This window comes from Halopseudomonas oceani (assembly GCF_963677335.1).
GTDB lineage: Bacteria > Pseudomonadota > Gammaproteobacteria > Pseudomonadales > Pseudomonadaceae > Halopseudomonas > Halopseudomonas oceani.
The window spans coordinates 1,787,240-1,810,381 of sequence record NZ_OY781932.1; the positions used below are offsets into that span (position 1 = coordinate 1,787,240).

General features: G+C 61.2%; 22 protein-coding genes. 13 read left to right on the forward strand and 9 right to left on the reverse strand.

Annotated features, from left to right (window positions below; translation table 11 throughout):
- Positions 1 to 12: 12 nt before the first annotated feature.
- Both ACKPCU_RS08445 and ACKPCU_RS08450 read right to left on the reverse strand, forming a co-directional pair.
- A complete protein-coding gene (locus ACKPCU_RS08445; protein WP_321351387.1) occupies positions 13 to 1,803 on the reverse strand; it encodes a bifunctional diguanylate cyclase/phosphodiesterase in 1,791 nt (596 codons plus the stop codon).
- Between the two features lie 167 nt (positions 1,804 to 1,970).
- Positions 1,971 to 4,067: a carboxy terminal-processing peptidase gene (locus tag ACKPCU_RS08450; protein WP_104737163.1), complete on the reverse strand. Its 2,097-nt coding sequence runs from the start codon at positions 4,065 to 4,067 to the stop codon at positions 1,971 to 1,973.
- 97 nt (positions 4,068 to 4,164) lie between these two features.
- On the opposite strand from ACKPCU_RS08450, the gene ACKPCU_RS08455 reads away from it, so the two are divergent.
- Positions 4,165 to 5,118: an NAD(P)H-quinone oxidoreductase gene (locus ACKPCU_RS08455; RefSeq protein WP_407651838.1), complete on the forward strand. Its 954-nt coding sequence runs from the start codon at positions 4,165 to 4,167 to the stop codon at positions 5,116 to 5,118.
- A gap of 322 nt (positions 5,119 to 5,440) precedes the next feature.
- Here the strand turns inward: ACKPCU_RS08455 and ACKPCU_RS08460 are convergent, their stop codons facing one another.
- The 5 genes from ACKPCU_RS08460 to minC all read right to left on the reverse strand — a co-directional run bounded on the left by ACKPCU_RS08460 (position 5,441) and on the right by minC (position 9,448).
- Entirely contained in the window at positions 5,441 to 6,736 is a 1,296-nt protein-coding gene (locus ACKPCU_RS08460; RefSeq protein ID WP_321351390.1) for a M18 family aminopeptidase, read from the reverse strand.
- 35 nt (positions 6,737 to 6,771) lie between these two features.
- Positions 6,772 to 7,407: an RluA family pseudouridine synthase gene (locus ACKPCU_RS08465; RefSeq protein WP_321351392.1), complete on the reverse strand. Its 636-nt coding sequence runs from the start codon at positions 7,405 to 7,407 to the stop codon at positions 6,772 to 6,774.
- 42 nt (positions 7,408 to 7,449) lie between these two features.
- Positions 7,450 to 7,707 (reverse strand): cell division topological specificity factor MinE, encoded by a 258-nt coding sequence (minE, locus tag ACKPCU_RS08470; protein WP_088276757.1) that lies wholly within the window; start codon positions 7,705 to 7,707, stop codon positions 7,450 to 7,452.
- A complete protein-coding gene (gene minD / locus ACKPCU_RS08475; RefSeq protein WP_104737167.1) occupies positions 7,707 to 8,516 on the reverse strand; it encodes a septum site-determining protein MinD in 810 nt (269 codons plus the stop codon). Before minD ends, minE begins: the two co-directional genes overlap by 1 nt.
- Positions 8,517 to 8,659: 143 nt before the next feature.
- Positions 8,660 to 9,448, reverse strand: a complete 789-nt coding sequence (minC, locus tag ACKPCU_RS08480) for a septum site-determining protein MinC (protein ID WP_321351397.1) — start codon at positions 9,446 to 9,448, stop codon at positions 8,660 to 8,662.
- Between the two features lie 209 nt (positions 9,449 to 9,657).
- Between minC and ACKPCU_RS08485 the strand changes: the two genes are divergently transcribed.
- The gene (locus tag ACKPCU_RS08485; protein ID WP_104737169.1) at positions 9,658 to 10,617 is read left to right on the forward strand and encodes a lipid A biosynthesis lauroyl acyltransferase; all 960 of its coding nucleotides are present in this window, start codon (positions 9,658 to 9,660) and stop codon (positions 10,615 to 10,617) included.
- The gene (locus ACKPCU_RS08490) at positions 10,617 to 11,798 is read left to right on the forward strand and encodes a patatin-like phospholipase family protein (RefSeq protein ID WP_321351400.1); all 1,182 of its coding nucleotides are present in this window, start codon (positions 10,617 to 10,619) and stop codon (positions 11,796 to 11,798) included. The genes ACKPCU_RS08485 and ACKPCU_RS08490 overlap by 1 nt, the downstream gene beginning before the upstream one ends.
- Here ACKPCU_RS08490 and rapA read toward each other — a convergent pair whose 3' ends face one another.
- Positions 11,799 to 14,633: an RNA polymerase-associated protein RapA gene (gene rapA, locus ACKPCU_RS08495; RefSeq protein WP_321351402.1), complete on the reverse strand. Its 2,835-nt coding sequence runs from the start codon at positions 14,631 to 14,633 to the stop codon at positions 11,799 to 11,801.
- Positions 14,634 to 14,741: 108 nt separating this feature from the next.
- Entirely contained in the window at positions 14,742 to 14,867 is a 126-nt protein-coding gene (locus ACKPCU_RS08500) for a hypothetical protein (protein WP_268236196.1), read from the reverse strand.
- On the opposite strand from ACKPCU_RS08500, the gene ACKPCU_RS08505 reads away from it, so the two are divergent.
- The 10 genes from ACKPCU_RS08505 to astA all read left to right on the forward strand — a co-directional run bounded on the left by ACKPCU_RS08505 (position 14,866) and on the right by astA (position 23,127).
- The gene (locus ACKPCU_RS08505) at positions 14,866 to 15,123 is read left to right on the forward strand and encodes a hypothetical protein (protein ID WP_321351405.1); all 258 of its coding nucleotides are present in this window, start codon (positions 14,866 to 14,868) and stop codon (positions 15,121 to 15,123) included. The genes ACKPCU_RS08500 and ACKPCU_RS08505 overlap by 2 nt on opposite strands.
- 46 nt (positions 15,124 to 15,169) lie before the next feature.
- Positions 15,170 to 15,349, forward strand: coding sequence for a hypothetical protein (locus tag ACKPCU_RS08510; protein WP_321351916.1), 180 nt, complete (start codon positions 15,170 to 15,172; stop codon positions 15,347 to 15,349).
- An 89-nt stretch (positions 15,350 to 15,438) separates the two neighbouring features.
- Positions 15,439 to 15,555, forward strand: coding sequence for a cytochrome c oxidase subunit CcoM (gene ccoM / locus ACKPCU_RS08515; RefSeq protein WP_280527925.1), 117 nt, complete (start codon positions 15,439 to 15,441; stop codon positions 15,553 to 15,555).
- Positions 15,556 to 15,615: 60 nt separating this feature from the next.
- Entirely contained in the window at positions 15,616 to 16,233 is a 618-nt protein-coding gene (locus ACKPCU_RS08520) for a tRNA-uridine aminocarboxypropyltransferase (RefSeq protein ID WP_321351407.1), read from the forward strand.
- 192 nt (positions 16,234 to 16,425) lie between these two features.
- A complete protein-coding gene (locus tag ACKPCU_RS08525; protein ID WP_321351409.1) occupies positions 16,426 to 17,238 on the forward strand; it encodes an SDR family oxidoreductase in 813 nt (270 codons plus the stop codon).
- Between the two features lie 191 nt (positions 17,239 to 17,429).
- Complete coding sequence (locus ACKPCU_RS08530) at positions 17,430 to 18,617, forward strand: thiolase family protein (RefSeq protein ID WP_104737175.1); 1,188 nt, start codon at positions 17,430 to 17,432, stop codon at positions 18,615 to 18,617.
- Between the two features lie 193 nt (positions 18,618 to 18,810).
- Entirely contained in the window at positions 18,811 to 19,803 is a 993-nt protein-coding gene (locus ACKPCU_RS08535) for a GlxA family transcriptional regulator (protein WP_321351411.1), read from the forward strand.
- Positions 19,804 to 19,908: 105 nt separating this feature from the next.
- On the forward strand, positions 19,909 to 21,078 hold the full coding sequence (locus ACKPCU_RS08540) for an aspartate aminotransferase family protein (RefSeq protein WP_407651851.1): 1,170 nt from the start codon (positions 19,909 to 19,911) through the stop codon (positions 21,076 to 21,078).
- A gap of 17 nt (positions 21,079 to 21,095) precedes the next feature.
- Positions 21,096 to 22,115, forward strand: a complete 1,020-nt coding sequence (locus ACKPCU_RS08545) for an arginine N-succinyltransferase (RefSeq protein ID WP_321351415.1) — start codon at positions 21,096 to 21,098, stop codon at positions 22,113 to 22,115.
- A 1-nt stretch (position 22,116) separates the two neighbouring features.
- A complete protein-coding gene (gene astA, locus ACKPCU_RS08550; protein ID WP_321351417.1) occupies positions 22,117 to 23,127 on the forward strand; it encodes an arginine N-succinyltransferase in 1,011 nt (336 codons plus the stop codon).
- The last annotated feature ends 15 nt before the right edge of the window (positions 23,128 to 23,142 follow it).

Consider the following 23,142-nt stretch of genomic DNA (forward strand, 5'->3'; position numbering starts at 1 on the left):
CAAAGTCGGTATTCAGCTACAAAGGTTAAGGTACCGTTCCGGGTTGTCCTGGCTGTCCGGTGGCAGGGTTTGGATGACCAGGCTGAATCCGCGCTGTTTCTTCGCTTCGTGCTTTGCCCGTGAAGCCAGCTCGGCAAGGCGCGCGGGGTCAAACTGGCGTGCCTGGCTGCCAACCAGCGGTAGAATGCCGATCGACAGGTTCAACAGGTCGTGGCTGCGCCAGCGACCCTCACGATCCGGTGCGGTAAAGCACTGGCTTTGCAGGTGCTCGGCCCGGTAGAGGGTGCGGCATAGCTGCTGAAACCGGTCATCCAGTCGCTGCAGGCGCTCACGCCAGTCATCACTGCGCATGACCAGCATGAAGTCGTCGCCACCGATATGGCCGACGAAATCGCAACGGGGGTCGCACAGCTCTCGCAGCAGCTGCGCCAGCCCCAGCAGGATCTCGTCCCCTTTGCCGTATCCGTACAGGTCGTTGAAAGGTTTGAAATTGTCGAGATCAATGTAGCAAAGCTGGGCGTCGACCTCGCGCTCCAGTAACCGTTGCAGACATTGCTGAATCGGAATATTGCCTGGCAGCAGGGTCAGCGGGTTGGCATGCCGGGCCTGCTGCAGCTTCAGCTCGGTGATCTGCCGGAGTACGTCAATGCCACGCCCCAGGCCCTTGTATAGCCCTTGGTCGACGATGATGAAGTCGTCCTCCAAGCGCTGGCGTGCGCGGCTGGTCAGCAGGCGGCTGACGCGCTGCAGGCTTTGCCTGATGTCGACTGTCAGGCAGTCGGGGTCCATCAGTTGCCGGATCGGCTTGCGGTTGTAGATTTCCTGGGCAAAGGGCTTGAGCATGGTCTGGCTGAGTGTGTGACGTTGCACCGCACCAATGGGGTGGCCCTGCTCGTCGATGATCGCCAGGGTGTTGAGCGTGGGTTGTTGCTGAAAGCAATCGAGCACAGTCTGCACTTTGGTATTTTCCGGCACCGCCGGTATTGGTAGCAGCAGGCTGTGGATGGGGGCGTCCTCACTTGCACCCGACTGGGTCCGGCTTAAACGCTCGCTCAGGTTGATGTCGTCGATGCGTGGGTCGGCGTCCGGGCGTCCGAGCAGATAGCCCTGGACCCAGTCGACGCCGATTTCCTCAAGGACGGCCAGCTCCTCGGGTTGCTCAATTCCTTCGGCAATGACACAGGCGCGCGAGGCTTTGGCCATCTGCAGGATGGACGCGACAAATTCGCGCTTGACCGGATCGCGGTGGATGCCATCGACAAAGTGGCGGTCGATCTTGACGAACTCGGGCTGCAGCTCAGACCACAGGCGCAGGCTGGAGTAGCCGGCACCAAGGTCGTCCAGCGCGATTGAGAAGCCCATGTCGCGGTAGTGGTGCAGTGCATTCTGCAGCAGGGACAGATCTTCGATGGGCGCCTGCTCGGTCAGCTCGATGACCACCTGATCGGGGGAAAGGCCATTGCGTTGCAGTATTTCCAGCGTGCGCCCCGGATAGTGCTGATGTTCCAGCAGGCTTTCAGGCGAGACGTTCAGGAAGAGCTTGCCCGGAAGGTTCAGGTTGCAGAATCGGCTCACGGCGCGATCGCGGCACAGCATTTCCAGTTCGGTCAGGATGCCGTGGTGACGGGCTGCGGCGAACAGGGTCACGGGCGAGTGCAAGGGGCTGTCGGAGGGACCTCGACTGAGGGCTTCAAAGCCGACAATACGTTCTTCCAGCATCGAAACGATGGGCTGAAACAGGCTGCTGACAGCGCCTCGATTGAGGATGGAGATGAGGGCCTGACGTTGTTCGGAGACGGTCATAGAGGTTCCCAGGCAAATGGAAGTGGCCGTACCTGGCCGCCCGGGTTTGCGTTAGACGCGTTCGCGGGCATTCGTCCTGACCGCGAAAGTGTGTCACTTGGCTATTACAGAAGGGTTACAGTCATGGTGCTGCCTGCCAGCAAGCGCCGGCAGGCAGCTGGCAGGGATCAGTCGACGGTAGCTACCTGATGTTCCAGTTGCAGCAGGTCCAGCAGGATGTGACTGGTTTCAACCAGGAACGCATCGTCCTCAGAGGTATCTTTCTCGTCTTCAGCATGATTGCTGTCAAGCAAGGGGTCCTGATTCTCCAGGCTGGTCAGCGGTTCTTCACCTCGCGCGGTAAGCCGCTGGTTTTCCAGAGTCAGCAGGCGCGACTCGTAGTCTTCCTGGCGCTGCTTGCGCTTGGCTTCATTCAGCGGCACGGTCTGCTGGGCGCGGATTTCTGCGTCCAGATTGATGCGTGCCAGGGTGTAAATGAAGTCCGGGTCTTTTGCGGCACGCGCTTCGTGCAGTTTCTGCAGTTGGGTGATGAATGGCTGCAGCTGGCTGCTAGCGCGGAAACGGGCCGGCGCAATGGTGTCCCAGGGCATGGCATGGGGGAGGGCGCTCTCGCCGATTTCCTTGCTGTCGAGCAGTGACGGATAGCTGATATCCGGCACGACGCCGCGGTGCTGGGTGCTCTGACCCGACACTCGGTAGAACTTGGCCAGCGTCAGCTTGAGTTCGCCATGGTTCAGCGGCTGGATGGACTGCACGGTTCCTTTGCCGAAGGTGGACTCGCCGATGACCAGCGCGCGGCCGTAATCCTGCATGGCGCCAGCGAAAATCTCCGAAGCGGAGGCGGACAGACGGTTTACCAGTACGGCTAGTGGTCCGTTGTAGGTGATACCGGCTTCGGGGTCATCCAGTTGCTGAACCTGGCCTTGACTGTCGCGCACCTGTACGGTCGGGCCCTGATCGATAAACAGGCCGGTCAGCTCGGTCGCCTCCTGCAATGACCCGCCGCCGTTGTTGCGCAGATCCAGCACTATGCCGTCAACGTTCTGTTTGCTCAGTTCGCCGAGCAGACGGCGCACGTCACGGGTGGTGCTGCGGTACTCTGGATCACCCTGGCGATAGGCCTTGAAGTCGATATAAAAACCGGGCACCTCAATCACACCGATGTGGTAATCGTGACCCTGCTCGTTGATGTTGATGATGGAAGACTTGGCAGCTTGATCTTCCAGTTTTACAGCTTCACGGGTCAGGTGCACGATCCTGCTGGTCAGGTCGCCCGGCGGGTTGCTGGCGGGGATGACCTCCAGGCGCACGGGAGAGCCTTTGGGGCCGCGAATCAGCTTGACCACCTCATCCAGGCGCCAGCCAACCACGTCTACCATGTCATCGTCGCCTTGGGCGACACCGACGATCTTGTCGCTGGTGGCGAGCTGCTGGCTGCGTTGGGCCGGGCCGGCCGGTACCAGGCGAACGATCCGGGTGTACTCGTTATCGCTCTGCAGTACCGCGCCAATGCCTTCCAGCGACAGGCTCATATTGATGTCGAAGTTCTCGGCGTTTTCTGGCGAGAGATATTGGGTATGCGGATCGTAGACCTGAGCCATGGCGTTGATATAGCTCTGGAACAGGTCCTCGGAGCGGGTCTGATTGATCCGGATCTGCTGGCCGCGGTAGCGCTTGCCGAGCAGCTCCTTGATCCCTGCCATGTCTTTGCCGGCCAGCTTCAGGCGCAGTACTTCGTCTTTGGCCTGTGCGCGCCAGAGCTGCTCAAGGGCCTGTTCGTCAGCCGCCCAGGGCGCGTCTTCGCGATCAACCAGAATCTCCTGGTCGCTGCTGAAGTCGAGCGTGTCGAGCTTGTTGTCGATCAGGTCCAGGGTAAAGGCCAAGCGCTGCTGCACACGCTGCAGCTGACGTTTGTGCATGGCAAAGCCGACGCTGAGGTCGCCGGCTTTGAGCAGGTCGTCGAAACGCAGGCGGTTGCCGGCGAAGGCATCGATGTCCTGCTGGGTAAACAGGCTGCGCTGGGGGTCGAGCTGCTTGATGTACGTGTCGTAGATCTGCGCGGACAGGGCGTCGTCCAGGCGGATGCGATTGTAGTGATGGCGTCGCAGTAATTCGACGGTATTCAGACTGGCAATGACCTGGTCGCGGGTCGGTTGCAGTGAATCGAGGTCGAGGGCTTGATTCTGCTCGGCCGAGAGCACAGTGCCGCTGAGGGTCAGCAGGGCAATGAGACAGGACTGGCGCAGGAGAGGGAAACCTTTCATCTGGGGTATCGTGTCCGGAGAGAGTATGCTTTTGGAGTTCCGACGGGAGCCTAGAGTTCCCGCATATGGCCACTATTGAATGAACTATGGAGGTAGCGTGAGAGGATTGCAAGCTGAGGGCGGGGAGCTGTCATGGCAGGTCCAGCCTGCTGTAGAGCTGAAATCTGGCGAAGTTCGCGTTCGCGTCATGGCTGCCGGTTTGAACCGGGCAGACCTGTTGCAGAAGGCTGGCATGTATCCGCCGCCTGCGGGCGTAACCCAGGTTCTGGGGCTGGAATGTGCCGGTGAGGTGATCGAGGTTGCCGAAGGTTCACGCTGGAAGATCGGTGATCGCGTTTGCGCGTTGCTGGCCGGCGGCGGTATGGCGGAAGAAGCTGTGGTTGACCAGCGTCATCTGCTGGCGGTACCGGACAACCTCGGCTGGGCCGAAGCGGCTGCCATTCCGGAGGTGTTCAGTACCGCCTGGTTGAATGTATTTGTGTTGGGCAATGCGCGCCCGGGCGAGAAGGTGCTGATTCACGCCGGTGCCAGCGGCGTGGGCACTGCGGCAATTCAGCTGTGCAAGGCGCAGGGCAACCCTTGCTGGGTCAGTGTCGGCAGTCAGGACAAGCTGGATGCCTGTGTTGAACTGGGTGCCGAGGGTGGCGTGCTGCGTCAGGGCGGGATTGCCGCGCTGAAGGACTTCGGTCCGTTTAATGTCGCGCTCGACCCGGTCGGCGCTACCTACGCTGCTGATCACCTGGATCTCTTGGCGTTGGATGCGCGCTGGGTACTCATTGGATTGATGGGCGGCCGCGACGCGACCCTGGATCTGGCCAAGGTGCTGGCCAAGCGCATCAGTCTGATCGGCTCAACCCTGCGGACCCGTGATGCCGAGTTCAAGGCCACCCTGCTGGCCGACATGGAGCAGCGCCTGATGCCCCAGTTCGCATCCGGTGAGCTCAAGCCGATGGTGGCAAAAACCTTCGGTTTTGCCGATGCCGCTGCGGCGTTTGAAGAGCTGGCGCGTGATCAAGTGGTTGGCAAGGTGATTCTGGTGCGCGAAGACTGATTGTCCGCGCTCCGTGCCACAACAAGCCCCAGGCGTTGCTGACGCTTGGGGCTTTTTTTTGGTGTTGCGCGGGAGTCTGCCAGCACTTGTTGTAACGGGGTTTTCGCGGACACGCTGCGCTCTGTCCGCCCTGCGGGCCGGAGCTGCGCTGTGGGGCGGAGCAAGCCAATGGCCTGCGCGCGGAAGGGGGCTGAGGTTAGTGCAAGCCTTTGAGTTCTGATCGGGCATTCGCATCCGCGGACACGCTGCGCTTTGTCCGCCCTACGGGCCGGTGCCGTGTTGTATGGCGGACAAAGCCTGGCGTGTCCGCCAAGGGCGGCGCTTAGATCAGTTGTGCGCTGTTGCAGAAGGCGGTCAGCACGGTAATCAGATAGCCCGGATCACGGCTGCCAGCTAGCTCGCGGATCGAGTGCATGGCAAAGGTCGGTGCGCCGATGTCGACGGTGCGTACGCCCAGGCGGCTCGCAGTGATCGGGCCGATGGTGCTGCCGCAGCCCATGTCGCTGCGTACGACGAACGCCTGGACCGGGACGTCTGCACTGGCGCAAAGGTGGCGGAAGAACGCAGCGGTTTCGCTGTTGGTGGCGTAGCGTTGGTTGCCGTTGATTTTGATGACCGGGCCGGCGTTGAGCTTGGGGCCATGGTTTTCGTCATGCTTCATGGCAAAGTTCGGGTGCACGGCGTGGGCGTTGTCCGCTGACACCAGTAGCGAGCGCTGGATCAGTTGGATGCGTTCGGCGGCGTCCGGCACGAGGCGGCGCAGTACGTCTTCGAGGAAGGGGCCGTCGGCGCCGCAGCAGGAAGATGAACCAATTTCTTCGTGGTCAGTGCAGACCAGCAGGCAGGGTTGCTGGCCATCGTTGTTCAGTAACGCCTGCAAACCCGCGTGACAGGACAGCAGGTTGTCGAGCCGTGCGGCGCTGAAAAAATCACCGTCCAGGCCGATCTGGGCTGGCGGTTGGGTATCGTAGAAGCTCAACTCGTAGTCGAGCACTGCTGCATCGGCGCAATCTGGATGTTCCTGCTGCAGCTGAGTTGCCAGCAGGGCGCGCAGATCACGGCCGCCATCCAGGCTGTGCGCCAGCACCGGTGGCATGTCGGTCTGCGGGTTGATCGGCAGGCCTTCATTAACTCCACGGTTGAGGTGAATCGCCAGGTTGGGAATCACCGCAACAGGGCGTTTGAAATTGATCAGCCGGCTGTCGAGCGAGCCGTCTGCGCGGCGAAAGGTGACGCGGCCAGCCAGCGACAGGTCGCGATCGAACCAGGGCGCGAGCAGGGCGCCGCCGTAGATCTCGACACCGAGCTGCCAGAGGCCTTGCTGGTCTTTTTCTGGCTGCGGCTTGACGCGCAGGCACGGGCTGTCGGTATGGGCGCCGATCAGGCGCAGGCCGCGGCTTTGCAGAGCGCCGTCGGCACCCAGCTGGAACGCGATGAGGGAAGAGTCGTTGCGGCTGACCAGATAGCGTCCGCCGGCCTTCAGTTGCCAGTCCTCTCGCTCGTCCAGCCCTTCAAATCCGGCTGCGAGCAGACGCTCACGCAGGGTGGCAGTAGCGTGAAAAGGGGTGGGTGAGCGGGCAATGAAATCGGCCAGATCCTGAAGCTGTTGGTCCTGCATGAAGCTCTCCTGCAAGGTTGAATTCGGGCCCGTCGTCAAAACGGGCAGGGGCTCTCGAACGCCATACGCTCGCCGGTTTCCGGGTGACTTATGGTCAGCCGGGCGGCGTGCAGGGCCAGCCGCGGGGATGCGTCGAGTGCAGCACCTTCGGCATACAGGCGGTCACCCAGCAGTGGGTGACCGATCGCCAGCATGTGCACGCGTAACTGGTGCGAGCGACCGGTGATCGGCGTCAGTTCCACCCGGCAGTAATTCTGATAGCGCTCCAGCACTCGCCAGAAGGTCTGCGCATGCTTACCCAGCTCGTGGTCGACGATATGCCGTGGCTTGTTCGGTGGATCATAGCGCAGCGGCAGGTCGATATGTCCCGCGTCGCCTTCGGGCTGACCCCAGCACAGGGCGATATAGGCTTTCTCGGTCTCGCGATCATGGAACTGGCGGGACAGCTCGCGATGGGCGTCGGGGTTGCGGGCTATGACCAGCAGACCGGAGGTTTCCCAGTCCAGTCGATGGACGATGCGGGCTTCGGGGTAGCCGTTTTCCTGCAGACGGGTAATCAGACAATCTTTGTTGCCCTCGGCACGGCCGGGCACGGACAGCAGCAGAGTCGGCTTGTCGACGATCAGGAAGGTAGGGTCCTGATGAATGATGCCGATGTGGGTCAGGGGCATGGGAAATCCGCGGCGCCACCCGGATGGGCGGCGCCGACTTGCTCAAGGGCGTTCGGGCAGGGTGATGTTGAGTTCGAGAATCGAGCAATCATCCTGATTGTCCAGCGCGACGTGTACCTGTTCGCGATCGATAGGAACGTACTTGCTGATGACATCGATGATTTCTTGCTGCAGCTGCGGCAGATAGTCCGGCTGGTTACGCTGGCCTCGCTCGTGGGCAACAATGATCTGCAGGCGCTCCTTGGCGATCGACGCGGGCGTCGACTTCTTGCGATCGCGGAAATAATCGAAAATGCTCATTAACGCCCTCCGAACAGGCGCTGCAGTAGGCCCTTCTTCTGTGCTTCGAGGAAACGGTGCGGAATATCCTTGCCCAGCAGGCGCTCTACGGCGTCGCTGTAGGCCTGACCTGCATCGCTTTTGTCGTCCATGATGACCGGGATACCCTGGTTGGACGCTTTGAGAACAGCCTGTGACTCAGGGATGACACCCAGCAGCGGAATTGACAGGATGTCTTCCACGTCGGCTACTGAGAGCATTTCGCCGTTGTCGACGCGCTCGGGGTTGTAACGGGTCAACAGCAGGTTTTCCTTGATCTTCTCGCCGTTCTCGGCGCGACGGGATTTGCTCGACAGCAGGCCCAGCATGCGGTCGGAGTCGCGCACGGAGGAGACTTCCGGATTGGTCACGACGACGGCTTCGTCAGCAAAATACATGGCCAAGTGAGCACCCTTCTCGATGCCGGCTGGGGAATCGCAAACGATGTAATCGAAGGTTTCCTTCAGCTCGTTCAATACGCGCTCAACGCCTTCAACGGTCAGTGCATCCTTGTCACGGGTCTGGGACGCCGGGAGGATGAACAGGTTGTCGGAGCGTTTGTCCCTGATCAGGGTTTGATTCAGGTTGGAATCGCCATTGATCAGGTTGACGAAGTCGTAAACCACGCGGCGTTCACAGCCCATGATCAGGTCCAGATTGCGCAGGCCCACGTCGAAGTCGACGATAACGGTCTTGAAACCGCGCAGTGCCAGCCCGGTACCGATGGCGGCACTGGTGGTTGTTTTGCCCACCCCGCCTTTGCCTGATGTGACAACGATGACTTTTGCCAAAATGACCTTCCTGTCGAAATTGTCTGGATAGTGGAACGCACCGGACGCGTATGGTTCCCGGTACGATGAAAAGGAAAATGGCTACGGCGGAACTCGGTCACAGACCAGAGAAAAAGGGCCCCCGAATGGGAGCACAGTATCTGTTAAAGCCCGGTTATCTTCAAGCTGTCGCCGTCCAGACTGATCTGTACCGCTTCCTTCCATTGGTGCTTGCGCAGATCCTCCGCCACCTTGTATTGCCCGGCGATGGAAACCAGCTCGGCTTCCAGGCTCTGGCAGAAGATGCGGGCTTGCTGATTGCCTTTGACTCCGGCCAGGGCGCGGCCCCGTAACGGGCCGTAGACATGGATGTGACCATCGGCGAGCAGTTCGGCGCCGGCGCTGACCGGCGCCATGACAATCAGGTCGCCGCCGCGGGCATAGACCTGCTGGCCGCCGCGGACCGGTTCGGTAACAATCTTGCCCGCGCTGACCGGCGCGGGGGCCGATGCTTCCACCGCAGGGGCAGGGGCAGGGGCAGGGGCAGGGGCAGGTGCTGGCTCCGGCGCGGGCTCCGGTGCGACAGCTGCTGTTTCGATGCTGCGCTCACGCTGGCGGCCCGGCGGTAACAGGACCATGGCTGCACTCTGGGCAAGCTCCCGAAATGCCTCGCCACCGCGCAGCGCCACAGGCTGCAGGCCGTGGTCACGGCAGATACTCAGCAGGTGGCTCAAGGTGAGGTCGGTGAGGGCTTCGTTCAACTTGTCGAGTGCGATGACCACCGGGGTGTCGACGAAGAAGTTGGGCGCCTGTTCGACCTTCTCCGCCAGCTGTCGGGCAAACTGGTCCGGGGCGAGGCGGATCAGCTCGACCAGCGTCATCGTCAGCATGCCACCCTTGAGGTGGAATACCGGGTCGTTGTCGAGCAGGTCGAGGGTGGTGTCAGCAGTCATGGGCAATCCAGTTCACAATGATCGGTAGCGCGTTGGCAGGGCGATGTGCCTGCTTGGCTGTTCTGCGCTTCCTTATATAGAAGGGCCCGGTTGATCGCAAGCCGCAGACGGCCTGATCCGGTGCTGTTTCGCCCGGATAGAGTAAACCCGGCTGGCGATGACGGCAGCACAGGCCATAGAATGTCGGTTTTCGTTGATTGGACCTTTTGATGGAACGTCCGGGTTTTTCTGTTGCCCTGCTGCACCCGCGTTACTGGTTGCTCTGGTTGGGGCTTGGGTTGCTGTGGCTGGTGATACAGCTGCCGTATCGCTGGCTGCTGGGTTTGGGGCGTCTGCTCGGGTGGGGCATGTTCCACCTGATGGCCGACCGCCGTGAGGTGGCCCGTACGAACCTGGCTCTGTGCTTCCCGGAAATGTCGGAGATTGCCCGCGAGCGTCTGCTGCGCGACAACTTTGCCTCGAACGGTATTGCCTTGTTTGAAATGGCCATGGCCTGGTGGTGGCCGCGTCATCGGCTAGCCAGGCTGGCGCATATCGAGGGGCTTGAGCATTTGACCGAGGCAGCCGCTGCCGGCAAGGGCGTGGTGCTGATGTCGCTGCATTTCACCACGCTGGAAATCGGCGCCGCGCTGCTGGGGCAGGCGGTGACGATTGACGGCATGTACCGTGAGCATCGCAATGCCGCCTTTGATTTTGTTCAGCGCCGTGGACGCGAGCGTCACAATCGCGATGCCAAGGCAGTAGAGCGTGAGGACGTGCGCAGCATGATGCGCTCGCTGCGCAGTGGCCGGGCGATCTGGTACGCACCGGATCAGGACTACGGCCGCAAGGCCAGTGTTTTCGTGCCGTTGTTTGGGGTTGACGCGGCGACCGTCACCGCCACCAGTACCTTTGCTCGCTTGGGCAAAGCGCTGGTCGTGCCGTTTACCCAGACCAGGCTGCCGAACGGGCAGGGCTACCAACTAACTGTGCATCCGGCATTGACCGATTTTCCTGGCGAGAGCGAGACCGCAGACGCACTCCGTATCAACCAGTGGATTGAGCAGGCGGTACGCGAACAGCCGGAGCAATACATGTGGGTGCATCGCCGCTTCAAGACCCGCCCGGAAGGGCAGAGTCGGCCGTATGCCAAGCGGCGTCGGCGTAAGCGTCGGGCGCGGCGGCGCTGATGAATGATCGCATCGGGCGTGATTGCGCTGGGCTGATCCTGTCAGGTGGTGGTGCCCGTGCCGCCTATCAGGTGGGCGTGCTGTCGGTGATAGCCGACTTGTTGCCTGAGGGCGCAGCCAATCCCTTCCCAGTGATTTGTGGCACCTCGGCCGGCGCAATCAATGCGCTGGCACTGGCGACCCACACCCGTCACTTCGCAGAGGGGGTGAAACGGCTGGATACGGTCTGGTCGGAGTTTCATTGCGATCAGGTCTACCGCACCGACTGGCCTGGTGTAACGGCGCAGGCCTGGCGTTGGGCCAAGGCCAACCTGTTTGGCTTCCCGAGCAAGCACCCGACGGCGTTGCTGGATAATGCGCCGCTGCGATCGCTGCTGCAGCGCACCTTGCACTTTGGTCAGATTGATGAAGCGCTGCAGGCCGGGCTGCTGCACGCGGTGTCGGTCAGTGCCTTCGGCTACCAATCGGCGCAATCGGTCAATTTCTATCAGGGCCGAGAGCGGATTGCCCCCTGGTCGCGGCACCGGCGGGTCGGGGTTCAGACCCGACTGGGGCTGGAGCATCTGATGGCGTCGTCGGCTATTCCGCTGGTTTTTCCACCGGTGCTGCTCAACCGTGAGTGGTTCGGCGATGGCGCGGTGCGTCAGCAGGCGCCGGTCAGCCCTGCGCTGCATTTGGGGGCCAATAAGGTACTGGTGATCGGCGTGTCGGATAACCTGGCAGATCCGCCCGGTGGCCGTCGCGGGCCGCGGTTGCGCGCGGCTGCGCCGCCGACGCTGGCACAGATTGGTGGGCATCTGCTCAGTAGTACCTTCGTCGACAATCTCGAAGCGGATGTGGAGTTGCTGGATCGGATGAACCGACTGGCGGGTTACCTGCCGAGTGCGGCGAGACAGTCAGGAAAGGGAGTGCGCCAGGTGGACGTGCAGATTATTTCACCGAGCGAGCCGCTGGACGTGATCGCAGCCCGGCATCGCAAGCTGCTTCCACGTACCCTGCGAACGTTTCTGCGCGGCAGCGGGGCGACCCGGGCGTCGGGTGGCAGCGTGGTCAGTTACCTGTTGTTTGAGGCGGACTACACCCGCGAGCTGATCGAGCTGGGCCGGCGTGACGCCATTGCCCAGCGTGAAGCACTGCAGCGCTTTCTTGGTCTGTTGTGCCCGGTGCCGAACCCGTCCTGATCAGCCAGCGACCAGGACACGGATCGCATCCAGGCGCAGCTTCGCCTGTTGCAACAGGTGATCGCCTTCACGCAGGCGCTGTTCCTGCGCAGCAATCTCTTCATCGCGTACCAGCGGATTGACCCGCTGCAGCGCCTTCAGTCGTTCGATTTCTTCCTGCAGTTCGCTGTTGAGCTGGGCGCGGGCGTTGTCGACCAGTTGCTGGTGCTGCGCCGCGGCGGCGGCTTCACCTTTACTCAGGATGGCTTCAATCGGCTCGCGCTGGGTCTTGGCGATCTTGACTGCCAACTGGCGCGGCAGCGATTCAACCTGTGAGTCCAGCGTGTCGAAACTGACTTTGCTGGCCAGGTTGTTGCCGTTGACGTCGAGCAGGCAGCGAATCGGTGTTGGCGGCAGTACCCGTTGCAGTTGCAGTGCGCGGGGAGCGACAGCCTCACACACATAAATGCATTCGAGCAGCATGGTGCCTGGTTTCAGTGCCTTGTTCTTCAGCAGGCCCACGGCGCTGTTGCCCATGCTGCCGGACAGCACCAGATCCATGCCGCCCTGCAGCATCGGATGTTCCCAGGTGAGGAACTGCATATCCTCGCGGGACAGGGCAGTGTCACGGTCGTAGGTAACGGTGACGCCCTCGTCGTTGCCGAGCGGGAAGCCGGCATCCAGCATGCGCTCACCCGGGCGCAGGATTAGGGCGTTGTCCGAGTGGTCCTCGCTGTCAACGCCAAATACGTCGAACAGCCGCTCCATGTAAATCGGCAGCTGGAAGTCGCTGTCCTGATTGGCAATGGTTTCTAGCATCTGCTCGGCGTCCTGATGTCCGCGTGAATGCAGCTCCAGCAGGCGGTCACGGCCGTTGTGCATTTCCTCTTCCAGCGCCAGGCGGCGTTTACTGGCCCGTTCCAGCAGGTCGTTCCAGCCGTCCTGTTGCGGGTGATCGAGGTGCTGCAGCAGTTCGCTGCCAAAGCTGTGCTGTAGCGCGTTGCCGGTTGGGCAGGTGGCACGGAAGGCGTTCAGTGCGCTGTCGTACCACTCGACCAGATGCGCCTGAGCGGTGCCTTCCAGATACGGTACGTGCAGCTCAATGGTGTGCTGCTGGCCGATGCGGTCGAGGCGGCCAATGCGTTGTTCGAGCAGGTCCGGATGGCTTGGCAGGTCGAACATCACCAAGTGGTGGGCAAACTGGAAGTTGCGACCTTCGCTGCCGATTTCCGAACAGATCAGTACCTGCGCGCCGAACTCTTCATCGGCGAAGAACGCCGCTGCACGGTCGCGCTCGACGATACTCATGCCTTCATGGAAGACGGTGGCAGGTGTGCCGCTGCGCAGGCGCAGAGCATCTTCCAGGTCCAGTGCGGTTTCGGCGTGGGCGCAGATCACCAGCACTTTGTTGCGCTTGAGCAGTTTGAGGGTGTCGATCAGCCATTCCACCCGCGGGTCGGCCTGCCACCAGGGTGTTTCGCCGCCTTCGGCCTGCAGTGCCTGCTCGGGATAGAGCGCTGCCTGACCTTCGAGGTCCTGGTACTGCTCGGGGCACGGCAGCGGGTAGGCGTGCAGCTGGCGCTCCGGAAAGCCGGAAATGGCCGCGCGGGTGTTGCGATAGAGGACCCGGCCGGTGCCGTGGCGGTCCAGCAACTGACGGATCAGGCTTTCGCGTGCGGCTGCGGCTTGTTCGCCGCCATCGGCTGCCGTCGCCAGTAGGTCCGCGGCGCTGTCGCCGAGCCAGCCAGTGATGGCGGTGACGTCTTCTGTGCTCAGGTGATCCTGTTCCAGCAGGTGCTGCACTGCCTCGGCAACGGGCTGGTAGCGCTCGGTCTCCTTGATGAATTCTTCCAGGCTGTGGAAGCGGTCCGGGTCAAGCAGTCGCAGTCGGGCAAAGTGGCTGGCCTGGCCGAGCTGTTCCGGGGTTGCGGTCAGCAGCAGGACCGCAGGTGTGCGGCGCGCGAGACCTTCGATTAGCAGGTACTCCTCGCTTGGCTGCTCTTCGTGCCAGACCAGGTGGTGCGCTTCGTCGACGATCAGCATGTCCCAGTCGGACTGGTCGAGGTAGTCGCGGGCCTTGTCGTTCTCCAGCAGAAATTCCAGCGCAACCAGCGCCAGCTGGGCCTCTTCGAACGGGTTGCTTTCTGCGCCGTCGCAACGGTCGGCGTTGAACAGGGCAAACTCCAGGTTAAAGCGGCGGCGCATTTCCACCAGCCACTGGTGTTGCAGGTTTTCCGGGACCACGATCAATACCCGGCGAATACGTCCGGTCTGCAGCTGGCGATGGAGAATCAGGCCCGCTTCGATGGTCTTGCCCAGACCGACCTCGTCCGCCAGCAAGACGCGCGGCGCCATGCGGTCGGCAACGTCGCGCGCGATGTGCAACTGGTGGCCGATCGGCTGGGTGCGCACGCCGGCAAGGCCGAGTAGTGGAGAGCGCTGAATACGGCAGTAGTGACGCAGGCTTTCAAAGCGCAGGCTGAACCAGGGCAGGGGGTCGATCTGGCTGGCGAACAGGCGGTCGCTGGCCAGGCGGAACTGAATGAAGTTGTCGAGCATGGTTTCGGCAAAGGCGGCTGGAGTGCCGTCTTCGCGCAGGCCGGCATAGGCGAGCAGGCCGTCTTCCTCGACCACGTCGCTGACCACCATGCTCCAGCCTTCGTGGTGGGTAATGCTGTCACCGGGGCTGAAGCGGACGCGGGTCAGGGGCGCGTTCCGCAGCGCATAGTGACGGGTCTCGCCACTGGCGGGAAAGAGGATGACCACCAGGCGGGCGTCCTGTGACAGTACCGTACCCAGTCCCAGTTCCGCTTCGCTGTCGCTGACCCAGCGCTGTCCGGGGGTAAAACCTGTCATGCCGCTCTCCTGATGGTGCAAAAAAGGGCGCATATCTTACCTGATCGTCTTGCTGCTCGAAACCGCGGTGTTTACGGGTTGTGGCGCTGCGAGCTGGTTAAAATTTGTTCATTTTTGTGCGCCATGCCACAGTGCAAGGGTAAAGGCGTCGGGTTTGCGGTCGATATCAGTGTAGTCGTCAGGATTTTCACAGGGGAACATCCGGACAAACCGGCACGAGGTCACGTTAGTCATGCTGATTCCTGGGTTGCCAGCAGCGGGTGCGCAGAATGATGCGGTCAAGGTCTCGCGGGAGGTAAAGCCTGCTGCGGCGTCGGAGCCTGTGCACGAGGCTGACGTGCAGCAGGTTGAACGTCGCCGGCGCGACAATGGGCATTGGCCTGAACGTCGGCGCAAGCGCCGCCGCGTGCACACGCGCCAGGAGCAGCTGCCCCAGGAACGTGATCTGGACCTGTCCGGTAAGGGGTTGCTGGTTGACATTGAAGTCTGAGAGGGTGCTAGTCTGATGTCACCCCGTTGTCGTCTGTGAAGGCTGTGTGATGACAGAAAAGACTGTTTCCCCTGAAGTGATCGACTTCGCTGAAGCCCGCCGCCAGCGTATTCACGATATTCATGATGCCCGTCTCGAGGCTATGCGCGCGGCCTTTACTCGTGCGCTGCCGTTGCCTTCGAAAGCGGCCGGCAAAAAGCGCAAGAAGAGCAAGAAGCCCCGTTGAGTGCTTTGGCTCCTGCTATTGATCAGCGTCAATAACCCTGCGTCTGGTAAGGCTTAACCTGCAGTCGTTGATAACGCAGGAGGTGCCTTATGTACGTGGATGAAGCTGTCATCGCTGGTGTAATTACTGTTGGTCTGATGGTCGCCTTTCTGGGTGGTGTTGGTCTGTTCATCTGGCGCGATGCGCACAAGAAGAAAAAACAGTAAGCGGTTCTGATCTGCTGTATGGGGCATAATGGCCTGCCGTAGCACGTTCGGTAGTTCTGCATGTCCCAAGCCTCCCGTCGCCAGCGCTGTGCCGCGTGTTTTCGCCCGCTCAGCCACTGTCTGTGCCATCTGATTCCCAGGCTCTGGCCTGATACCCAGTTGCTGGTCATTCAGCATCCCGATGAAACCTCCCACGCGCTGAATACGGCTCGACTGCTGGTGAGCGGGCTGGTTAACGCGCATCTACTGATTACCGAGTCTTTGGACGAGCATCCTCAATGGGTGGCTCGCCTGAGCGATGCCAGTTGGCGCAATGAGCTGCTTTTCCCGGGCGCTGATGCCGTTGAGCTGGTGCCTGCCAATGATGGCCGACCGCGTCGTCTGGTGCTGCTGGACGGTACCTGGCGCAAGGCACGTAAGCTGCTTTACCTCAATCCCGTTTTGCAGGCCTTGCCACAGGTGCGACTTGCCGACGGGCTGGTGAGCCGATACCGCATACGTAAGGTGCCTGTGCCGGGCGCGCTTGCCACGATTGAAGCGGGCGCCGAGGCGTTGTCCGTGCTGCATCCCGGATTTGCCCGTGAGCAGTTGCTGGCCCCGTTTGACGCGCTGATCGAGGGACAGATTCAGGCGATGGGAGAGCTGCGCTACCTGCACAACTACCGCAGCAACTCATAGACTGCCCGTTGCTTGAGCGCCAGGGCGGTTGGCGTATGGCTAGAGCCTTCCATTCACGACTTTTATTATTGCTTTTATTTGCCGCGCAACCCCAGTGCGCTCGCTAGACTGCCAGCTACAGACTTACAGTCCGTAACAAAACAACAAGAACAGCCGTATCAGCACTGGTCTGGCGACAGATAAGGGGAAAACATGCAAACAACAGGACAGCGCGTCGTAATTACTGGCGCCGGTAGTGGCCTTGGTCGCGAACTGGCGTTGCGCTACGCCCGTGAGGGTGCGCGCCTGGCGCTCGCGGATATCAATGATGCCGGTTTGGAAGAAACGCGGCGGCTGGCAACCGCTGCCGGCGGCTGGGCGTTTACCCAGCGCTGCGACGTCCGCGACTTCAGTCAGCTGGCTGCGTTGGAGCAGAGCTGTGAAGAGCGGGTGCAGGGCGTCGATGTGTTGATCAACAACGCGGGCATCGCGTCTGGTGGCATGTTCTGGGATTTGTCGCTGGAAGACTGGGACTCGCAGATATGTATCAACCTGATGGGTGTAGTCAAGGGTTGCAAGGCATTCATGCCGGTCTTCATGAAGCAGGGCGGCGGCCGGATCATTAACATTGCGTCAATGGCGGCGATTATTCAGACGCCGGGCATGAGCAACTACAACGTTGCCAAGGCGGGTGTTGTCGCTCTCTCCGAAAGCTTGTTGGTGGAGCTGCAGCCGCTCGGGATCAAGGTCAATGTGGTATGTCCGTCGTTCTTCCAGACCAACCTGCTGGAGTCTTACCACGGCCCCGACAGCAAGGCGCGCGACGATATGGCCAAGCTGTTGCAGAACTCGCCGATCAGTGCTGCGGATGTGGCTGACACCATCTACCGCGAAAGCGAAGCAGACCAGTTCATGATTCTGCCGCATGAGCGTGGGCGCCTGGCTGCAGAGCAGAAACGCGCTGATCCGCAGGTGATCTACGAGGAGATGTTCAAGCTGTCAGCCAAGCGTCTGCGGGGCAGCTGACGCAGCGCTATTTCATGCCTTTTGCCAGCAGCTGAGCGCATGTTTATCGGCTGCTGGCGACTGTTCGCCGCTAAATAGCGTTTTATCACGCCGGTCTATTGTGTTTACCCTCTGCGCCTTCGCCTTTATGCTTGTCCGCCTCTGGACGGCAGGACCGTCCCAACCCATCGGCAAGAAATGAGGTTACCGCAATGCGTGAAGTCGTAATCGTCGACAGTGTACGGACTGGTCTGGCCAAGTCCTTCCGTGGCAAGTTCAATATGACCCGTCCGGACGACATGGCAGCCCACTGTGTCAACTCGCTGCTTGAGCGCACCGGCGTTGACCCCAAACTGATCGACGACTGCATCGTCGGTGCCGGCTCCAACGAAGGTGCCCAGGGCCATAACATCGGCCGTAACGTCGCGGTACTGTCCAAGATGGGCATCGACGTCGCCGGTATGACTCTGAACCGCTACTGCTCCTCTGGTCTGCAGGCGATTGCTATCGCTGCCAACCAGATTGCATCCGGTTGCTCCGATGCCATCGTTGCCGGTGGTGTTGAGTCCATCACCCTGACCGCCAAGAGCCGCAACACCGATCACTTCGTTAACCCGATTCTGGAAAAAGACTTCCCGGGTATCTACTACCCGATGGGTCAGACTGCCGAGATCGTTGCACGCCGCTACAACGTAACCCGTGAGCAGCAGGATGCTTACGCGCTGCAGAGCCAGCAGCGCACTGCCCGTGCCCAGGCTGAAGGTCTGTTCGATGATGAAATCGTACCGATGGCCGTCAAATATCAGGTTCAGGACAAGGCCACCGGCGAAATCACCATCGTTGACGGCGTCGTCGAGGGTGACGACTGCAACCGTCCGGACACCACCATTGAAGGCCTGAACAGCCTGAAGCCGGTATTCGCCGAAGACGGTTCCGTCACTGCCGGTAACGCGTCTCAGCTGTCTGACGGTGCGTCCATGACGCTGGTCATGAGCCTGGATAAGGCGCTGGAGTTGGGCCTGAAGCCGCTGGCGTATTTCCGTGGTTTCACCGTCGCTGGCTGCCAGCCTGACGAAATGGGTATCGGTCCGGTCTACTCGGTGCCGAAGCTGCTGAAAGCCCGTGGCCTGACTGTTGACGATATCGATCTGTGGGAACTGAACGAAGCCTTTGCTTCCCAGTGCCTGTATGCGCGTGACTTCCTGAAGATCGACAACGAGAAATACAACGTCAACGGTGGCTCTATCTCCATCGGTCACCCGTTCGGCATGACTGGCTCACGTCAGGTCGGCCATCTGGTTCGCGAGCTGCAGCGTCGCGGCAAGCGCTACGGCGTCGTGACCATGTGTGTTGGCGGTGGCATGGGCGCAACCGGCCTGTTCGAAGCCTACCGCGGCTGATCTGTTTGGCCGCTAAGGCGGTCAGGCTGACAAAAGGCGCTTTCCGTCAGGGGAAGCGCCTTTTTTGTTGCAGATTTATCGCCGCTGTTACGGTGTGCAGCGTGCACCCTTGTGGCACAATGCTGTTTTTCCGAGTGAGACGGGATACGCCCGGTGACGTGTCTTAACGAGCAGTTGTGCGAGCAGGGTGATCATGGCCACTGAGTTGCGCCGTGTCGTCTTCGCCCTGCTGCCTGGCACCCACCCAGGTTGCCTGATGCCGGCCCTGTCTGTTCTGCTCTCGGCCAATCGTATGGCTGAGGACGTCTGCTACCAAATCGAGTGCTGCACACTGGACGAACAGTCGGTTCGTGCCGGCGACGGCTTGTTGTTGCAGCCCGCCCCGTTAGATCAGTGCACGCCGGGCTTCGCTCATCTCTGGCTGGTGGCCGAGAACCTGTCGGCTTCGGATAATCTGCCGGACTGGCTGGCACCGCGATTGCGGGCATGGCAGGCCGAGGGTGTGCTGATTGGTGGCCTGGAGGCCGGTGTAGCGGCGTTGGCGGCGTCAGGTCTGCTTGCAGGGGGGCGCTGCGCCGTGCACTGGCGCATGCTCGACGAGTTTCGTGAACGATTCCCTGAGGTAGAGGCTGTCACCCAGCTGTTTGTCTGTGGCGAAGCGCTGTGCTCCAGCAGCGGCGGAAAGGCCAGTACGGATCTGCTGTTATCGGTCGTTGCGCGCGAGCAGGGCCAGGATCTTGCGGCGCTGGTTGCTGAGGACCTGGTCATCGAGCGCATTCGTGATGGAGCCGAACGGCAGCGCATGCCGCTGCGTAACCGGCTCGGCAGCAGTCACCCCAAGTTGACGCAGGCGGTCATCCTGATGGAGTCAAACATCGAGGAGCCGCTGACCACGGACGAGATCGCGCGCCACGTCTGTGTGTCCCGACGTCAGCTGGAACGTATTTTCAAACAGTACCTCAACAGCGTACCGTCGCAGTATTACCTTGAACTGAGGTTGAATCGGGCGCGCCAGATGCTGCTGCAGACCAGTAAGTCGATTATTCAGATAGGGCTGTCGTGCGGGTTTTCGTCGGGGCCGCATTTTTCCAGCGCCTATCGCAACTGTTTTGGGGTTACCCCGCGGGAAGACCGTAATCAGCGCCGTGCCCAGCAGGCCGCTGAGGGTGCAACCAGAGATAACTGAGCCCGGATACGCCGGGCTTGTGTAAATGCGCACGCCAAGTGCGCCTTATATAGAAAGGAGATGACAGTGTCAGCAACGGTCGGTCGGTCCGATTTTGATCGGGTGATGGTTCCCAATTACGCGCCGGTAAACATGGTTCCGGTACGCGGCGCAGGGTCGCGCCTGTGGGATCAACAGGACCGAGAATACGTCGATCTGGCTGGCGGCATCGCGGTCAACGCGCTGGGGCATGCGCACCCGGCGATGGTCGAGGCGCTGACCGAGCAGGCGCACAAGCTGTGGCATGTTTCCAATATCATGACCAACGAGCCTGCGCTGCGCCTGGCTGACAAACTGGTGCAGGCTACGTTTGCTGAGCGTGTCTTCTTTGCCAACTCGGGTGCAGAGGCAAACGAAGCGGCATTCAAGCTGGCACGCCGCTGGGGTCACAACACCTGTGGTGCGCAGAAGCACCAGATTATCGCCTGTACCAACAGCTTCCATGGCCGCTCACTGTTTACCGTCAGCGTCGGTGGTCAGCCCAAGTATTCCGAAGGGTTTGGTCCGGCCATGGGCGGTATCAGCCATGTCCCGTATCAGGACATCGCCGCGCTGGAAGCTGCCATCTCGGATGACACCTGTGCAGTGGTGCTGGAGCCGGTTCAGGGTGAAGGTGGCGTCATTCCGGCCAGCACTGAATATCTGCAGGCTGTACGTGCGCTGTGTAACAAACACAACGCACTGCTGGTGTTTGACGAGGTACAAAGCGGTATGGGGCGCACTGGCAAGCTGTTCGCCTATATGCACAGCGGCGTGGTGCCCGACATCCTGACCAGTGCCAAGAGTCTGGGTGGCGGTTTTCCGATCTCGGCGATGCTGACTACCGCTGCGATCGCCGATCACTTTGCGGTGGGCACCCACGGTAGCACCTATGGCGGCAACCCGCTGGCCTGCGCGGTGGCCGAGCGGGTGTTGGATATCGTCAACACCCCGGCGGTGCTGGACGGCGTGCAGCAGCGTCATGAGACCATTCGCGCCGAGCTTGAGCAGATGGGCGCCGAGTTTGGTGTGTTCTCCTCGGTGCGCGGTAGCGGGTTGCTGCTGGGTGCGGTGATGAGCGACGCGTTCAAGGGCCGGGCGAAGGATGTCCAGGCGCTGGCGCAGGAAGAGGGTGTGTTGGTGCTGCAGGCTGGGCCGGATGTGGTTCGACTGGCGCCCAGCCTGATTATCGAGCAAGAGGATATCGCCGAGGGCATGACGCGTCTGCGTGCTGCGCTGCGGCGGATGGTCGGCTAGACCACAGGGGGAGATGGATGCTGATGCTGCGCTTGGGCAGGGCTGCGGACCTGCCACAGATTGAACGCCTGGCGGCGGACAGCCCGGTTGGGGTGACCGCGCTGCCGGCCAGTCGTGAGCGCCTGGCCGACATTCTGGCGGCATCCGAAGCGTCCATGGCCGAAGAGGTCGTGTTCAGTGGCGAGGAGCGTTACTTCTTTGTGCTGGAGGATACCGAAACCGGCACCCTGGCCGGCTGCAGCGGCATTATCGCCGCCTCCGGTTTTCGCTCCCCGTTCTACACCTTTCGCAATGAAATGTTTGTGCATGCCTCCCGCGAACTCGGGTTGCACAACCGTATTCACGTTCTGTCGCTCTGCCATGACCTGACGGGGCACAGTTTGCTAGTCGGCTATCACCTGTCTGATCAGTATCACCAGCCAGACGTCATGCAGCTCAATGCGCGCGGCCGTCTGCTGTTCATGGCCAGTCACCCCCAACGGTTCGCTGAATCTACCTCGGTCGAGGTGGTTGGTATCAGTGACGAGCACGGCAATGCGCCGTTTTGGGATGCGGTCGGTCGGCACTTCTTCGCCGTCAGCTATGCCGAGGCCGAGCGCATCGGCAGCGAACGCGGTCGTGGCTATCTGGCGGAGCTGATGCCGGGTTACCCGATCTACGTGCCGATGCTGTCCGATGAGGCGCAGGAGGTGATTGGTCAGGTCAATCCGTCAGTACAGGATGTGTTCGACATCCTTATGGATGAAGGGTTTGAGACCGACAACTATGTCGACATCTTCGATGGCGGCCCGGTCGTGCATGCCAAGACGGCGCTGCTCAGTACCGTGCGTTACAGCGAGCTGGCGGTCGTTGAGGTTGGTGAGGTGCAAGAGGGCGACACGCTGTGGCTGGTTGCTAATACCAAGGTGTGTGATTTTCGTGCCTGCGCCTTGCAACTGCGCTGGCAACCGGGTGAGCCGGTGGTCTTGAGCGCTGCGATGGCGCAGGTGCTCAAGGTGTCGACCGGCGATCAGTTGCGCCTGGTCAGGGGAGGTTGAAATGCTGGTAAGAGCAGCCTGTCAGCAGGATCTTGAGGGGCTCGTGGCGCTGGCGGTCAGTGCTGGCGGTGGTCTGACCTCGTTGCCGGCCAGTGAAGAGAAGTTGCACGAGCGCCTGGTTCAGATCGAGCGCAGTTTTGCCGGCGCGGCGATGCAAGCTGATGCTGACTACCTGCTGGTCATGGAAGCGCCGGATGGCCGCATCGTTGGTTCCAGTGGCATGTTGGGTGCCGCCGGTTTACGTGAACCCTGGTACAGCTATCGGATGGGTTTGACAGTCGCAGCCAGCAGCGAACTGGGCGTGTATCGGCAGCATCCGACCCTGTTTCTGGTCAACGACCTGACTGGCGCCACTGCGCTGTGTTCTTACTTTCTGGTGCCGGAATTTCGCTGCGGCGACTTCCCGCGTTTGCTTTCCAAGGCGCGCTTCATGCTCATGGCAGATGCGCCACAGGATTTCTCCGAGCGGGTGGTGGTTGAGATGCGCGGGGTTTCCGATGCCGATGAGCGCTCACCGTTCTGGGACAGCTTGGGACAGCACTTCTTCCGTATGGATTTCGCCCGTGCGGACTACCTTACCGGTATCGGCAACAAGGCCTTTATTGCCGAGATGATGCCCAAATTCCCGCTCTACGCCTGCTTCCTCAGTCAGGCGGCACGTGATGCAATCGGGCAGGTGCACCCCGATTCCGAGGCCGGGCGACTGGTGTTGGAAGAGGAGGGGATGCGTTATCAGGGCTATATCGATATCTTCGACGGTGGTGCCACCCTGGAAGCGCAACGGGGGCAGATTCGCGCGATCCGCGACAGCCGAACGCTGCTACTGGCCATTGGCACGCCGGGTGACGAGGCTCAGCCTTATCTTATTTCCAACCGTGGCCGAGAAAACTGTCGGATGATTTCTGCGCCAGCTCGGGTTGCTGCTGGCACCCTGGTGGTGGCTGCCGAGTCTGCAGAACGGCTGAAATTGCGTGCTGGCACCTTGGTCAGAGCCGTTTCGCTGACCAGTTGAATCGGCTTGCGTTGC